Annotated in this window: 14 protein-coding genes; 2 read left to right on the top strand and 12 right to left on the bottom strand. The window is 72.6% G+C overall.

What is annotated here, in order from left to right:
* Positions 1 to 101: 101 nt before the first annotated feature.
* Together ftsH and sigJ are read left to right on the top strand one after the other, a co-directional pair.
* Positions 102 to 2177, top strand: coding sequence for an ATP-dependent zinc metalloprotease FtsH (ftsH, locus tag ABGB11_RS33225; protein ID WP_347639422.1), 2076 nt, complete (start codon positions 102 to 104; stop codon positions 2175 to 2177).
* Between the two features lie 93 nt (positions 2178 to 2270).
* On the top strand, positions 2271 to 3149 hold the full coding sequence (sigJ, locus tag ABGB11_RS33220) for an RNA polymerase sigma factor SigJ (protein WP_347639421.1): 879 nt from the start codon (positions 2271 to 2273) through the stop codon (positions 3147 to 3149).
* Between the two features lie 78 nt (positions 3150 to 3227).
* Here sigJ and ABGB11_RS33215 read toward each other — a convergent pair whose 3' ends face one another.
* The 12 genes from ABGB11_RS33215 to ABGB11_RS33160 form a co-directional block, all read right to left on the bottom strand.
* On the bottom strand, positions 3228 to 3755 hold the full coding sequence (locus ABGB11_RS33215) for a transglutaminase family protein (RefSeq protein ID WP_347639454.1): 528 nt from the start codon (positions 3753 to 3755) through the stop codon (positions 3228 to 3230).
* Positions 3755 to 4492 carry a 4-hydroxy-tetrahydrodipicolinate reductase gene (dapB, locus tag ABGB11_RS33210; protein ID WP_347639420.1) on the bottom strand — a complete coding sequence of 246 codons (738 nt, stop codon included), beginning with the start codon at positions 4490 to 4492 and terminating at the stop codon, positions 3755 to 3757. Before dapB ends, ABGB11_RS33215 begins: the two co-directional genes overlap by 1 nt.
* A gap of 37 nt (positions 4493 to 4529) precedes the next feature.
* On the bottom strand, positions 4530 to 5153 hold the full coding sequence (locus ABGB11_RS33205; protein ID WP_347639419.1) for an NAD(P)H-dependent oxidoreductase: 624 nt from the start codon (positions 5151 to 5153) through the stop codon (positions 4530 to 4532).
* A 94-nt stretch (positions 5154 to 5247) separates the two neighbouring features.
* The gene (locus tag ABGB11_RS33200) at positions 5248 to 6567 is read right to left on the bottom strand and encodes a pitrilysin family protein (protein ID WP_347639418.1); all 1320 of its coding nucleotides are present in this window, start codon (positions 6565 to 6567) and stop codon (positions 5248 to 5250) included.
* A 74-nt stretch (positions 6568 to 6641) separates the two neighbouring features.
* Positions 6642 to 8990, bottom strand: coding sequence for a polyribonucleotide nucleotidyltransferase (locus tag ABGB11_RS33195; protein WP_347639453.1), 2349 nt, complete (start codon positions 8988 to 8990; stop codon positions 6642 to 6644).
* A 273-nt stretch (positions 8991 to 9263) separates the two neighbouring features.
* Entirely contained in the window at positions 9264 to 9533 is a 270-nt protein-coding gene (rpsO, locus tag ABGB11_RS33190; RefSeq protein ID WP_021599383.1) for a 30S ribosomal protein S15, read from the bottom strand.
* 211 nt (positions 9534 to 9744) lie between these two features.
* A complete protein-coding gene (locus ABGB11_RS33185) occupies positions 9745 to 10686 on the bottom strand; it encodes a bifunctional riboflavin kinase/FAD synthetase (RefSeq protein WP_347639417.1) in 942 nt (313 codons plus the stop codon).
* Positions 10687 to 10807: 121 nt separating this feature from the next.
* On the bottom strand, positions 10808 to 11476 hold the full coding sequence (locus tag ABGB11_RS33180) for a hemolysin III family protein (protein WP_347639416.1): 669 nt from the start codon (positions 11474 to 11476) through the stop codon (positions 10808 to 10810).
* A gap of 102 nt (positions 11477 to 11578) precedes the next feature.
* Positions 11579 to 12451 (bottom strand): tRNA pseudouridine(55) synthase TruB, encoded by an 873-nt coding sequence (gene truB, locus ABGB11_RS33175; RefSeq protein WP_347639415.1) that lies wholly within the window; start codon positions 12449 to 12451, stop codon positions 11579 to 11581.
* A gap of 26 nt (positions 12452 to 12477) precedes the next feature.
* A complete protein-coding gene (locus ABGB11_RS33170) occupies positions 12478 to 13521 on the bottom strand; it encodes a bifunctional oligoribonuclease/PAP phosphatase NrnA (RefSeq protein WP_347639414.1) in 1044 nt (347 codons plus the stop codon).
* The gene (rbfA, locus tag ABGB11_RS33165) at positions 13518 to 14066 is read right to left on the bottom strand and encodes a 30S ribosome-binding factor RbfA (protein ID WP_347639413.1); all 549 of its coding nucleotides are present in this window, start codon (positions 14064 to 14066) and stop codon (positions 13518 to 13520) included. The genes ABGB11_RS33170 and rbfA overlap by 4 nt, the downstream gene beginning before the upstream one ends.
* A gap of 86 nt (positions 14067 to 14152) precedes the next feature.
* Positions 14153 to 14449 carry a DUF503 domain-containing protein gene (locus ABGB11_RS33160; protein WP_347639452.1) on the bottom strand — a complete coding sequence of 99 codons (297 nt, stop codon included), beginning with the start codon at positions 14447 to 14449 and terminating at the stop codon, positions 14153 to 14155.
* Between the last annotated feature and the right edge of the window lie 2 nt (positions 14450 to 14451).

The raw sequence follows: 14451 nt of genomic DNA, 5'->3' as shown, positions 1-14451 counted from the left end.
GACTCCGTTGACCTCCCCGGGGACCCGACGGGGGTTCCGGTGCCGGCCGGCACGGCGGGCACCAGCGAGAGCACCGCGATCGATCCGGGGAGATGGCAGACGTGCCGGAGCAGCGACCCGCGCCAGGGTCCGACGAGGCGCCACGGCCCACCACGGGCACCACCACGCCGCGGCCGGGCGGGACGCACCGCTCGGCCGCCGGGCCCGACCGGCGCCGGTCCGTCCCGCCCCGCACCGATCCGGAGCAGCCGTGGCGCGCCGAGGGCGTTCCCGGCCGAAGCGAGCGGCCGGTGCGCCGCCTCGGCGGCTGGAAGCCCGGCCGCAACACCGGCGTCTTCTGGGCGCTGCTCCTCGCCGTCTTCGCGCTGAGCTACGTCTCCATGCACGTCACCGGGCAGAAGGAGCGGGTGACGATCCCCTACACGGCGTTCACGCAGCAGGTCGCCGCCGGGAACGTCAAGGACGTCTACACCAAGGGCTACGAGATCCAGGGCCAGCTGAAGAACAGGCAGCAGGTCCCCGGGCAGCGGGACGCGGGCGAGACCTACACCGCGTTCGAGACGCTGCGGCCCGCGTTCGCCGACGACAAGATCTACACCCAGATGGTGCAGAAGGGCGTGCAGGTCGAGGCCAAGCCGGTCAACGCGGACCGCGGGCCCCTCGCCAACCTCCTGCTCTCGCTCCTGCCCACCCTGCTGTTCGTCGGCCTGTGGATCGGCGTGATGGTGTGGCTGCAGCGCCGCATGACCGGCGGCGGGGGCGGCGGGCTCATGGGCGGCTTCGGCCGGTCTCCGAAGCCGGTCACACCGGACGAGAAGCGCGCCACCTTCGCCGACGTCGCCGGCATCGACGAGGTCGAGGCGGAGCTCAGCGAGGTCGTCGACTTCCTCAAGGACCCCGGCAAGTACCGCCGGATGGGCGCCCGCGTCCCCCGCGGCGTGCTCCTCACCGGTGCGCCCGGCACCGGCAAGACGCTGCTCGCCCGCGCCGTCGCCGGCGAGGCCGGCGTCCCGTTCTACTCCGCCGCCGCGTCGGAGTTCATCGAGATGGTCGTCGGCGTCGGCGCGGCCCGCGTGCGCGAGCTGTTCACCGAGGCCCGCAAGACCGCGCCGTCCATCATCTTCATCGACGAGATCGACACGATCGGCCGGGCGCGCGGCGGCGGCGCGAGCATGGGCGGGCACGACGAGCGCGAGCAGACGCTCAACCAGATCCTCACCGAGATGGACGGGTTCTCCGGCTCCGAGGGCGTGGTGGTGATCGCCGCGACGAACCGGCCCGACATCCTCGACCCGGCGCTGATGCGCCCCGGCCGGTTCGACCGGCAGGTCGCGGTGTCCCCGCCCGACCTGGACGGGCGCGTCGCGATCCTGCGGGTGCACACCCGCGACGTCCCCCTCGCCACCGACGCCGACCTCACCTCGATCGCGAAGATGACGCCCGGCATGACCGGCGCCGAGCTGGCCAACCTCGTCAACGAGGCCGCCCTGCTCGCCGTCAAGCACGAGAAGGACGCCGTCGCCATGGACGAGTTCCAGAGCGCGCTGGAGAAGGTGCAGCTCGGCACGCGGCGCTCCCTCGTCATGCCGTTCGAGGAGCGGCGCCGGACGTCCTACCACGAGTCCGGGCACGGGCTGCTCGGCATGCTGCAGCCGGGCGCCGACCCCGTCCGCAAGATCACCATCGTGCCGCACGGCCGCGCGCTCGGCGTCACCGTGTCCACGCCGGACGACGACCGCTACGCCTACGACGAGCGCTACCTGCGCGGCCGGATCATCGGCGCGCTCGGCGGCATGGCGGCCGAGGAGCTGGTCTTCGGCGTGATCACCACCGGCTCGGAGAGCGACCTGGAGCAGGTCACCAAGATCGCCCGCGGGATGGTGGGCCGCTGGGGCATGTCGCCGAAGGTCGGCCCGCTGTCGATCCTCCCCGCGGACGGCGACGGCCCCATGGGCCAGTACGCGGCCCAGGGCACGCTGGACGCCGTCGACCTGGAGGCCCGCCGGATCGTCGACGAGTGCTACGCCGAGGCCCTGGAGACGCTCCGCGCCAACCGCGACCGGCTCGACTCGCTCGCCGCCGCCCTCCTGGAGAACGAGACCCTCGACGAGAAGGCCGCCTACGCCGCCGCCGGCGTCGACCGCACCATCCGCGAGGCCGACCTGTCGAAGACCTGACCCCGCCGGGCGAACGCCGGAGGGTGCGAACGCCGGTCACATCCGCCGCGTCCGGTCCGTCAGTGCTATGACGGAGCCGACGAGGGGAACGTGATGGACGAGCGCGAGTTTCTGGCCGAGCGGTTCGAGGAGCACCGCACCCACCTCAGAGCGGTCGCCTACCGGATGCTGGGCTCGCTCGCCGAGGCCGACGACGCCGTCCAGGAGTCCTGGCTGCGGCTCAGCCGCTCCGAGGCCGGCGGCATCGAGAACCTGGGCGGGTGGCTGACGACCGTGGTCGGGCGGGTGTGCCTGGACATGCTGCGCTCGCGCACGTCCCGCCGCGAGACCCCTCTGGAGGAGCGTCTCCCCGACCCGGTCGTCGGCCCGGCCGCCGGACCGGACCCCGAGCACGCGGCGCTGATGGCCGACTCGGTCGGGCTCGCGCTGCTGGTCGTGCTGGAGTCCCTCACGCCCGCCGAGCGGCTGGCGTTCGTCCTGCACGACACCTTCGGCGTCCCGTTCGAGGAGATCGCCCCGATCGTGGGGCGGTCGCCGGCCGCGGCGCGGCAGCTGGCCAGCCGCGCCCGCCGCCGGGTGCGCGGGACGGCGCCGTCCCCCGAACGCGACCCTGTGCGGCAGCGGGCGGTCGTCGACGCGTTCCAGGCCGCCGCGCGGGACGGCGACTTCGAGGCGCTCGTCGCCGTCCTGGACCCGGACGTGGTGCTGCGCGCGGACGTGGGCGCCGTCGCCGGCGGCCTGACCGAGATCCACGGCGCCGCGGGCGTCGCCGGGCAGGCCCTCGCCTTCCGCGGGAGCGCCGGCGTGGCCGTGCCCGCGCTGGTCAACGGGACCGCGGGGATCGTCAGCTTCGAGGAGGGCCGGCCGAAGTCGGTGCTGGCCTTCACGATCGCGGACGGCAGGATCATCGAGATCGACATCCTGGCCGACCCCGCCCGCCTCGCCGCGCTGGACCTCTCCTTCCCCGGCTGACGCGCGCCGGGCGCCGCGCCGTGGAGGGGTTCCCCGGTGTTCTGCCGTAGTCGGCCGGGGTCGCCGGGCGGACGTCCGTCACAGCGTCTCCGGGAGGTCGGCGACGGTGAGGGTCCGCATGCCCTGCAGGGCCTTGAGGACCGTGGGGTGCGGCACCGCGTGGACGGTCGGGAGGATCGGGTCGGCGGGGTAGGCCAGCGCGTCCTCGGACGCGGAGAAGGCCACGTCCGTGCCGCGCGGATCCAGGCGGACCCAGCGGTCGTCGACCAGGGCGGCGGTCAGGCCGTGGACGAAGCGGGGGCACAGCTGGTAGCAGAGGCCCGCCTGGACGCCGCCCGCGCGGAGGAGGGCGGCCAGGGCGTGCGACTGGGCGAAGCAGAGGCCGGTGCCCTGGTCGAGGACGTCCGAGGCACGCCACGTGACGCGGGTGTCGCCGGTGTCCATGGGGTGCGAGATCCGGTCGCGGACGTGGTCGAACGCCGCGCGGGCGTAGGCGATGTCGTCGCCGGTGCGCAGCTCCGAGGCGATCGACTGGACGATCGGGTGCTCGATGTCGATCGCCTCGGAGGCGGCGAGGTAGTCCCAGGGCTCGGCCGCGAAGTCCATCACAGCCCGAGGAGCGTCTCGATGCCGATCGTGAGCCGGTCCATCTCGGGGACCCTGCGGACGGCGAGCAGCACGCCGGGCATGAACGACTCGCGGTTCATCGAGTCGTGCCGGATGGTGAACAGCTCGCCGTGGCCGCCGAGGACCACCTCCTGGTGGGCGATGGCGCCGGACATGCGGACCGCGTGCACCCGCACGCCGTCCACGTCGGCGCCGCGCGCCCCGTCGATCTCGGAGGTGGTGGCGTCCGGGGACCGGGACACCCCGGCCTCGGCGCGGGCGGCGGCGACCAGCTCGGCGGTGCGGTACGCGGTGCCGGAGGGGGCGTCCGCCTTGTTCGGATGGTGCGTCTCGACGATCTCGACGGACTCGAAGAACGGGGCCGCCTTCCGCGCGAAGTGCATCATCAGCACCGCGCCGATCCCGAAGTTCGGGGCGATGATGACGTTCCCGGCCGACTCTTCGGTGAGCCAGGAGCGGACGGTGTCGAGGCGGGACGGATCGAACCCGCTGGTGCCGACGACGGCGTGCAGGCCGTGCTCGACGCACCACTTCAGGTTGTCCATGACGACGCCGGGGTGGGTGAAGTCGACGACGGTCTCGGCGGCGGTCAGGGCGTCGAGCGCGTCGCCCTGGTCGACGGCCGCGACGAGCTCCATGTCGTCCGCCCCCTGCACGGCACGGCACACCTCGGCTCCCATGCGGCCCCGCGCGCCCAGCACCCCGACCTTGATCACGTCTTCCTCCCGGTTCGCGTCCCGCCCGAGCCTATCGTCAGAAGCGCTTGCCCAGCTCGCCCGCCTCGGAGTGCGCGGTGCGGCGGCCGGTCTCGGCGTCGGCGGTGGCGAGGTCCGGGCGGAACTCGACGGTGCTGATGTCGGTGATCCCCGTCCAGCGCAGCCAGCCCTCCAAGAACGGGGCCTGGTGGTCGCGGCCGAACGCGGGCGGGCGGCCCTCCCCGTAGACGGCGCTGGTGTAGACGACGGCGGCCTTCTTGCCGCGCAGCAGGCCGCGGTACCCCTCCAGCGGGTCGAAGGCGAACACCCAGCCGGGCTGCGAGACGACGTCGATGAACTGCTTCAGGATGTACGGGACGCTGGAGTTCCACATCGGCACGCTGAACAGGTAGCGGTCGTAGGAGTCGTAGCGCTCGAAGACCTCGCGGGCGGCCTGCCACGCGGCGACCTGCTCCCCGGACGGCTCCTCCCCCGAGAGCACGGTCATCTTGGCGCCCGCCCCGGCGGGGCCGAACTCGGGGAGCGAGCCGTCCCACAGGTCGAAGTGGTCGACGACGTCGCCGTGGACGTCGCGGTAGGCGTCCAGGAACGTCGTCGCGATCGCGAGCGACTCGGAGGCGCCCGCGCGGGGCGAGGCGGAGATGTGCAGCAGACGGGACATGGGGGCGTTCCTCTCGAAACAGCATACGGACCGGAGTCCGATTACTCCTGGAAGAGTAACGGACTCCGGTCCGGTTAACAACCCCGTCCCGCGGTCAGGCGGTGAACTCCCGGTCCCCGACCGGTCCGATCACGGTGAGGGCCTGCGGGCCGGCGAGGACCTCGGCCGCGATGGCCCGGACGTCGTCGAGGGTGACGGCCTCGACGCGCGCCAGGACCTCGTCCACCGGGAGCAGCGACTCGTAGACCAGCTCGCTCTTGCCGATCCGGCTCATCCGGGAGCCGGTGTCCTCCAGGCCGAGGACCATGGCTCCGCGCAGCTGCCCCTTGCCGCGCTCCAGCTCCTCGGCGGTGAGGCTCTCCTCCGCCGCCGTGCGGAGCTCGTCCCGGCAGATCGCGAGGACCTCCTCCGCCTTGGCCGGCTGGCAGCCCGCGTAGACCCCGAAGATGCCGGTGTCGGCGTACTGGGCGGTGTAGCTGTAAACCGAGTACGCCAGACCGCGCTTCTCGCGGATCTCCTGGAAGAGGCGGGAGGACATGCCGCCGCCGAGCGCCGCGTTCAGCACGCCGAGCGCGAACCTGCGCTCGTCGGTGCGGGACGTCCCGGCGCCGCCGAGGATGATGTGGGCCTGCTCGGTGTCCTTGTCGATGACGACGGTGCGCGGGTCGATCGGCGCCGGCGTCCCGTCGAGGCGGGGCGCGGCGGGCGCGGCGTCGCCGGTGAGGTGCTCGGCGAACGCCCCGGACACCAGCCGGACGACCTCGTCGTGGTCGATGTTGCCCGCCACCGACACCACCAGGCGGGACGGAACGTAGTGCTCCCGGTAGTAGCCGTGGATCCGGTCCCGGGACAGCGCGTTGATCGACTCCTCGGTGCCGAGGATCGGGCGCCCGAGCGGGGTGTCGCCGTACAGCGCGGTGGCGAACTCGTCGTGGATCAGGTCGCCCGGGTCGTCGTCCCGCATGTGGATCTCTTCGAGGATCACCCCGCGCTCGGCCTCGACGTCCTCGGGGCGGTTCACCGACTCGGCGACCATGTCGGACACCACGTCCACGGCGAGCGGCAGGTCGGCGTCCAGCACCCGCGCGTAGTAGCAGGTGTACTCCTTGGCGGTGAACGCGTTGAGGTCGCCGCCGACCGCGTCGATCGCCGCGGAGATCTCCAGCGCCGACCGCCGCCGCGTGCCCTTGAACAGCACGTGCTCCAGGTAGTGGCTGGCGCCCGCGTCGGCGGGCGCCTCGTCGCGGGAGCCGACCGCCGACCAGATGCCGAACGCGGCGGACCGCACGGTCGGCATCGACTCGGTGATGATCCGCAGCCCGCCGGGCAGGACGGTGCGGCGCACCGCGCCGGCACCGTCGGTGTGGATCGTGGTGGTGGTGCCGGGCTCCTGCGCCCTCGCCGGCAGGGTCACTGTCGCTCACATTCCATGGTGGGAAAACGGCCGGCCCGCCCGTGGCGGGCGGGCCGGCCGGTTCATGCCGGGGGTCAGGAGTTGCGCTGGCCTACGTCGTCGCCGCCGCGGCGGGTGCGGCGGCGCCGCGGCCCGCGCCGCTCGCCGTCCTCGCGGCGCTCCCGGCGCTCGCCGGAGTCGCCCTCGCCGGACGCGGCGGCCGGGGCGGCCGGGGCGCCGCCCTCGCCGCCGTCCTCCGCCTTGTCGGCGGCCTCGCGCTCGACCACCTCGACCGGCACCAGCGACAGCTTGCCGCGCTGGTCGATCTCGGTGACCTCGACCTGGATCTTCTCGCCGACGCCCATCACGTCGTCGACGTTCTCGATCCGGGCGCCGCCGTGCAGCTTGCGGATCTGCGACACGTGCAGCAGGCCGTCCTTGCCGGGCAGCAGCGACACGAACGCGCCGAACGTCGTGGTCTTGACGACGGTGCCGAGGAAGCGCTCGCCGACCTCGGGCATGTGCGGGTTCGCGATCGAGTTGATCGCCTGCCGGGCGGCCTCCGCGGACGGCCCGTCGGTCGCCCCGACGTAGATCGTGCCGTCGTCCTCGATCGTGATGTCGGCGCCGGTGTCGTCCTGGATCGAGTTGATCATCTTGCCCTTGGGGCCGATGACCTCGCCGATCTTGTCGACCGGGACCTTGATGGTGATGATCCGCGGCGCGTTCGGGCTCATCTCGGCGGGCGCCTCGATGGCCTCCTGCATCACGTCCAGGATCGCCAGGCGGGCGCCCTTGGCCTGCTTCAGCGCGGCCCCCAGCACCGAGGCGGGGATGCCGTCGAGCTTGGTGTCCAACTGCAGCGCGGTGATCAGGTCGCGGGTGCCGGCGACCTTGAAGTCCATGTCGCCGAACGCGTCCTCGGCGCCGAGGATGTCGGTGAGCGTGACGTACTCGTCGCTTTCGTTGATCAGCCCCATCGCGATGCCCGCCACCATCTGCTTGAGCGGGACGCCCGCGTCCAGCAGCGACATGGTGGACGCGCAGACCGAGCCCATCGAGGTGGAGCCGTTGGAGCCGAGCGCCTCCGACACCTGCCGGATCGCGTACGGGAACTCCTCGCGGGACGGCAGCACCGGGATCAGGGCGCGCTCGGCGAGGGCGCCGTGCCCGATCTCGCGCCGCTTCGGCGAGCCGACGCGGCCCGTCTCACCGGTGGAGTACGGCGGGAAGTTGTAGTTGTGCATGTAGCGCTTGGTGCGCTCGGGGTTCAGCGTGTCGATCGTCTGCTCCATGCGGAGCATGTTCAGCGTCGTCACGCCGAGGATCTGCGTCTCGCCGCGCTCGAACAGCGCCGAGCCGTGCACGCGCGGGATGACGTGCGCCTCGGCGGTCAGCTGCCGGATGTCCTTCAGGCCGCGGCCGTCGATGCGCAGCCCGTCGCGGATGACCCGCTCGCGGACCAGCTTCTTGGTGACGGCGCGGTAGGCGGCGGAGATCTCCTTCTCGCGCCCCTCGAACTGCTCGGCGAGCTTCTCGGCGGCGGTCGCCTTGATCTCGTCCAGCCGGGTCTCGCGCTCCTGCTTGCCGGCGATGGTGAGCGCCTGCGCGAGGTCGTCGCTGACCGCGTCGGTGACGGCGGCGAGCACGTCGTCCTGGTAATCCAGGAAGATCGGGTACTCGGCGGTCTCCTTCGCGGCGACGGCCGCGAGGTCGCTCTGCGCCTTGCACAGCACCTTGATGAACGGCTTGGCCGCCTCGAGGCCCTCGGCGACGCTCTCCTCGGTCGGGGCGGCCGCGCCCTCGCCGACGAGCTTGAGGGTGTCGCGGGTGGACTCCGCCTCGACCATCATGATCGCGACATCGCCGTCGGCCAGCACGCGGCCGGCCACGACCATGTCGAAGGTGGCGCGCTCCAGCTCGGGGTGGGTCGGGAAGCCGACCCACTGGCCGTCGATCAGCGCGACGCGCACGCCGCCGATCGGCCCGGAGAACGGCAGCCCGGCCAGCTGGGTGGACATCGAGGCGGCGTTGATCGCCACGACGTCGTACAGGTGGTCCGGGTGCAGCGCCATGATCGTCTCGACGATCTGGATCTCGTTGCGCAGGCCCTTGGTGAACGACGGGCGCAGCGGCCGGTCGATCAGCCGGCAGGTGAGGATCGCGTCCTCGGAGGGACGGCCCTCACGGCGGAAGAACGAGCCGGGGATCCGCCCGGCCGCGTACATCCGCTCCTCGACGTCCACGGTCAGCGGGAAGAAGTCCAGGTTGTCCTTGGGCTTCTTCGACGCGGTGGTCGCCGACACCACCATCGTCTCGTCGTCGAGGTAGGCGACGGCGGAGCCGGCGGCCTGCCGGGCCAGCCGGCCCGTCTCGAAGCGGATGGTCCGGGTGCCGAACGAGCCGTTGTCGATCACGGCCTCGGTGCTCTGCGCGCCGTCTATGCGCACGGCTTCTGTCACGGGAAACCTCCTCAAGGTTCCATTTCGGTCCTCGCGGCCGTTTCCCGTTGGCTTGTCACGCTGCCGGTCTTCGATCGAAGCACCCGGATCGACAGGTCCGCCGATACGGCGGAACGGATCCGGAAGCCACTACCGAGGACCGGCCCGCACCAGCGGTGTCCGCGAGGCTTGTCTGTAATTGTCCGGCCGGGGCCCTCCCGGGCACGCCGACGGTAAAAGGAAGGGAGTGGCCCCGCGGGCCACTCCCCGACCGCACTAGCGGCGCAGTCCGAGTCGCTCGATCAGCTGCCGGTAGCGGTTGATGTCCTTGTTGCTCAGGTACTTCAGGAGCCGGCGACGACGGCCGACCAGCAGCAGGAGGCCGCGGCGGCTGTGGTGGTCGTGCTTGTGCTCCTTGAGGTGCTCGGTCAGATCGTTGATACGGCGCGTCAGCAGCGCGACCTGGACCTCCGGGGATCCGGTGTCACCCTCAGTGGTCGCGTACTCGGCGATGATCTGGTTCTTGGTGGCGGTGTCGAGCGACACGTGGCTCCTTCGATGAATTCGTCACCCGCAGATCCAGGGCCCGGTGGGCGCAACGGGTCCGCATGGTGCGTGTTAAGAGAGTGGCGGGCCGCATGAGGGTGCAGCCAACCGCACCGGGGCCCATCCCGGCGACTCTTCACCGTACCATGTCGTCTTAACTGCAAGACCGGCTGTGTTGACTGCAAGCCGAGGCTTCCGCGCGACGGTTTGTTTACGACGTGATCTCTCTGGCACGTACCACGTCGCGGTGCATTTCCTCGATGAGGGCCTCGATCGAGTCGAACTTCAGGGTGTCGCGGATGCGGGCGGTGAAATCGACGGCCATGTGCTCGCCGTACAGGTCGAGGTCGTCGCGGTCCAGCGCGTACGCCTCGACGGTGCGCTCCCCGGCCCCCTCGAACGTCGGGTTGGTGCCGATGGAGATCGCGGCGGGCCAGCGGAAGGCGGGGTACCGGTCGCTGTCGGCCACCAGCCAGCCGCCGTAGACGCCGTCCGCCGGGACGGCGGTGTGCGGCAGCGTCTCCAGGTTGGCCGTCGGGAACCCGAGCGCGCGGCCCCGCTGGTGGCCCCGCACGACGACGCCCTCGACGCGGTGCGGGCGCCCCAGCGCCTGCGCGGCGGCCTCGACGTCCCCCGCGTCGAGCCGCTCGCGGATGTAGGTGGACGAGATCGTGTCCCCGTTGGCCACCAGCGGCATGCCCTCGGCGGTGAAGTCGTACTTGTCGCCCAGCTCGCGCAGCAGCGCGACGTTCCCCTTGGCCTTGTGGCCGAACCGGAAGTCCTCGCCGACGATGACGTGCGCCGCGTGCAGCCGGTCGACCAGGACCGACTGCACGAACTCGTCCGGCGGCACCTTCGACAGCTCCAGCGTGAACGGCACGACCACGACCGCGTCCGTGCCGAGCCCTTCGAGCAGCTCGACGCGGCGCCGGGTGGTGGCGAGCAGCGGCGGGTGCGTGCCGGGGCGCACGACCTCGTCCGGGTGCGGGTCGAACGTGATGACCACCGAGCGCAGGCCGCGGCGGCGCGCCTCGTCCGCGGCGGCGCCGACGATCCGCTGATGGCCGCGGTGCACGCCGTCGAACACCCCGATGGTGACCACAGAGCGGCCCCAGTCCGCGGGTACCTCGTCGAGGCCATTCCAGCGCCGCACCATTCTCTCCCTGCGTAGGACGTGCCTGACCGGTCTCTCCTGCCGTCCTAGAGTGCCATGCGGAGGCGGCGGCGGTCGCACCCAGGGGGCATGGTGGGGGCGTGGCGGGCGGCACCGGGCCTCAGCCGGACTGGTACACGACCAGCGAGACCGCGATGTACTGCAGGACGTAGGCCGCCAGCGTGAAGGCGTGGAAGACCTCGTGGAAGCCGAACCAGCTCGGCGACGGGTCCGGCCGGCGCAGGCCGTACACCACTCCCCCGACGCTGTAGCAGACGCCGCCGATCGCGACCAGGACGCAGGCGGCGATCCCCGCGCCGTCGAGGAACTGCGGCAGGAAGAACACCGCGACCCAGCCCAGCACGATGTAGAGCGTCACGTAGAGGGCGCGGGGGGCGCCGATCCAGACGGTCCGGAACACCACGCCCGCGACTGCCCCCGTCCAGACGGTGGCGAGCACGGCGACGCGGGCGCCGCCGTCCAGGGCCAGGACGGCGAACGGCGTGTAGGTCCCGGCGATGATCAGGTAGATGTTGGCGTGGTCGAAGCGGCGCAGCACCTCGATCAGACGGTGCGAGCGCTGCCGGTGGTACGTTCCCGAGATCCCGAAGAGCATCCCCGATGCCGCCACGTACACCGCCGACGCGAGCCGCGCCTCCACGCTCGGGCCGAGCGCCACCAGCACCAGGCCGGCGACGAGGACCGCGGGGAACGCGCCGAGGTGCAGCCAGCCGCGCAGCCGCGGCCGGGTCGGGGACGCCACCGGGGAACGGTCGTTGACAGTGGTCACGGACACCTCCTCACAAGCGAACCTACGGTTACGTAGGTTACGCGGGCGTAAGTTGGTATGCACCGTTTCCGCCCGGTGATGCTCACCACGAACGCCCGCCGTTCAGGGGACGAAGACGGCGAGGGGCTTGGCCACCCTGCCCTGCTCCTCGACGAGGGCGAGCAGCGTCCCGTCCGGCGCGAAGACGCCCACCGGGCCCGGGCCGAGCCCCGCGGCCGGGAGGCGCCCGCCGTGCGCGACCTTCCGGGCGTCCTCGTCCGACACGTCCCGCCGCGGGAACACCGCCGCGACCGCCTCGTCCATCGGCAGGATCTCCAGCTCTCCGGCGAGCTGGTCGAGCGTCCGCGCCAGGGAGAGGTCGTACGGCCCGACCCGCGTGCGCCGCAGCGCGGTCAGGTGGCCGCCGCAGCCGAGGGATGCGCCGAGGTCGCGGGCCAGCGACCGGATGTAGGTGCCGGACGAGCAGGCGATGGACGCGTCCACGTCGACCAGGTCACCGTGCCGCCGCACGTCCAGCACCGTGAAGGCGTGCACGGTCACCGGGCGGGCGGCCAGCTCGACCTCCTCGCCCTTGCGGGCCATCTTGTAGGCGCGCTGCCCGTTCACCTTGATCGCGCTGACCTGCGGCGGGATCTGCCGGATCGGCCCGGTCAGCTCCGCGACGGCCGCCCGCAGCGCCTCCTCGGCGACGTCCGCGGCGGACGCGGTCGCGGTGGTCTCGCCCTCGGCGTCGTCGGTGTTGGTCGACTCGCCCAGCCGGATCGTGGCGTCGTAGCCCTTCTCCGTCAGCGCGAGATGCCCGAGCAGGCGCGTCGCCTTGCCCACCCCGAGCACCAGGACGCCCGTCGCCATGGGGTCCAGCGTGCCGGCGTGCCCGACCCGCCGGGTCTTCGCCAGCCGCCGCATCCTCCCGACGACGTCGTGCGACGTCCAGCCGGCGGGCTTGTCCACGATGACGAGTCCCGAGTTCTCCACGCGCGCTCCGCTTCCGTCGTCCGGTGTCAGTCGTCCGGTTCGCCCGGCACGCGCAGCGCCGCGCGCAGCCGGTCGATGATGCAGGCGGGCTCCCCGCCCATCGTGAACGCCGCGGCGGTGCGATGCCCGCCCCCGCCGAGCGCGACGCAGGCGCGGCCCACGTCGACCGAGCCCTTGGAGCGGGTGGAGACGTACCACTCGCCCCGGTCGTTCTCCTTGCACACCACCGCGACCTCGGCCTCGTCGGTGCGCCTGAGCTGGTCGATGACCCCTTCGAGCTGGTCGTAGTGGACGCCGCGGGCGTCCCGGTCGGCGCGCGCGATCGTCGTCCACACCAGGCCCCGGCCGCCGGCGGCGTCGCGTTCCAGCCGGGCCCGGCCGAGCGCCCCCGCGAGGACCTGCAGGTAGCCGAACGGCGCCCGGTCCCACAGCTCGCGGCTGACGGCGTCCGGGCGGACCCCGGCGGTCAGCAGCCGCCCCGCCAGGTCGTGGACCTCCGGCGTCGTGCACGGGTAGCGGAACGAGCCGGTGTCGCTCGCGAGCCCCGCGTACAGGCCCTGGGCCATGTCGCGGTCCAGGGGGACGCCGAGCCGGCGGATCAGCTCCTCCACCAGCACCGCGGTGGCGGCGGCGTCCGGGTCGACCAGCCGCACCCCGCCGAACCCGGTGTTGGACGCGTGGTGGTCGACGACGATCAGCGCGCCGGCCCGCCCGGCGGCGCCGGCGAGCGAGCCGAGCCGGGCCTGGCCCGCGGCGTCCAGCGAGATCATCAGCTCCGGGGCGTCCGGCATCCGCGCGGGCTCGACGAGGATCTCCTGGCCCGGGAGGAACCTCAGGATCGCCGGGACCCCGAACGGCTCGCCGAACGACGCCAGGCACCGCTTGCCCAGCGCGCGCAGGGCGCGCCCGAGAGCCAGCATCGAGCCGAGCGCGTCGCCGTCGGGGGCCACATGGCAGGCGAGGCAGATCTCCGCGGCCTCGTGGATCAGCTCGACCGCGCGGTCCCAGTCGAGGTCGCCGCCCGCGGCGCCGCGCCCGGCGGGGGCGGCGGCCCCGGCCGGGCCGTTCACGGCGACGGGCGTGCGGAACGGCCGTCCTCGCCGCCACCCGCGACGTCATGCCCGTCGAAGTCGTCGTCCTCGTCGGCGTCCTCGTCGTCCTCGTCGGCGTCGGTGCCGGTGTCGTCGTCCTCGTCGGGGACGGGCTCGCGGTAGGGGTTCGCGTCACCGGCGTGGGACGCCCCCTGCGCGGCCCGCGCCACCTCGGCGTCCCGGGCGCGGGCCTGGGCCAGCAGGTCGTCGATGTGCGCGGCGTTCTCCATCAGGGAGTCCATGACGAAGGTGAGGCTCGGCGTGTGGCGCACGCCCGTCTTCCTGCCCACCTCCGAACGGATGACTCCCTTGGCGCTCTCCAGCGCGGCGGCCGTCTCGGCGCGCTCGCCGTCCGACCCGTAGACCGTGTAGTACACGGTCGCGTCGCGCAGGTCGTTGGTGATGCGGGTGTCCGTCACGGTCACGAAGCCGAGCCGCGGGTCCTTGATCCGCCGTTCCAGCATCTCGGCCACGATCTGCTGGATGCGGTCGGCGAGCTTTCGCGCCCGAGCTGCGTCCACCATGATCGCACTCCCTTTCTATGGTCCGGGCGAAGAGGGTCGTCCTCGCTCTTTCATTGTGGGGGGACGCCCGCCGTCGCGCCGGGCCGTCAGTCCTCGTCGTTGAAGAGACGCTGCCGGGCCGCCAGCAGTTCGATCTCCGGGCGCCCGGCCACGAGCCGTTCGCACTGGTCGAGCACGCGGGTGCAGTTGGCGGCCGTCGCCGAGACCACCGCCACCCCGATCTCCGCCCTGCGGTGCAGGTCGTTGTCGCCGGTCTCGGCGACGGCCACCGCCGGGAAGTGCTTCTGCACCTCGGCGATGATGGGCCGGACGACGGACCGCTTCTGCTTCAGCGAGCGGACGTCCCCCAGCAGCAGGTCGAGTGTCAGCGCACCCACGTACACCT

Source organism: Actinomadura sp. B10D3, assembly GCF_039871695.1.
Lineage (GTDB): Bacteria > Actinomycetota > Actinomycetes > Streptosporangiales > Streptosporangiaceae > Spirillospora > Spirillospora madurae.
Note: the sequence above shows the minus strand (reverse complement) of the source record. Positions and strands in the feature narration are given on the sequence as shown.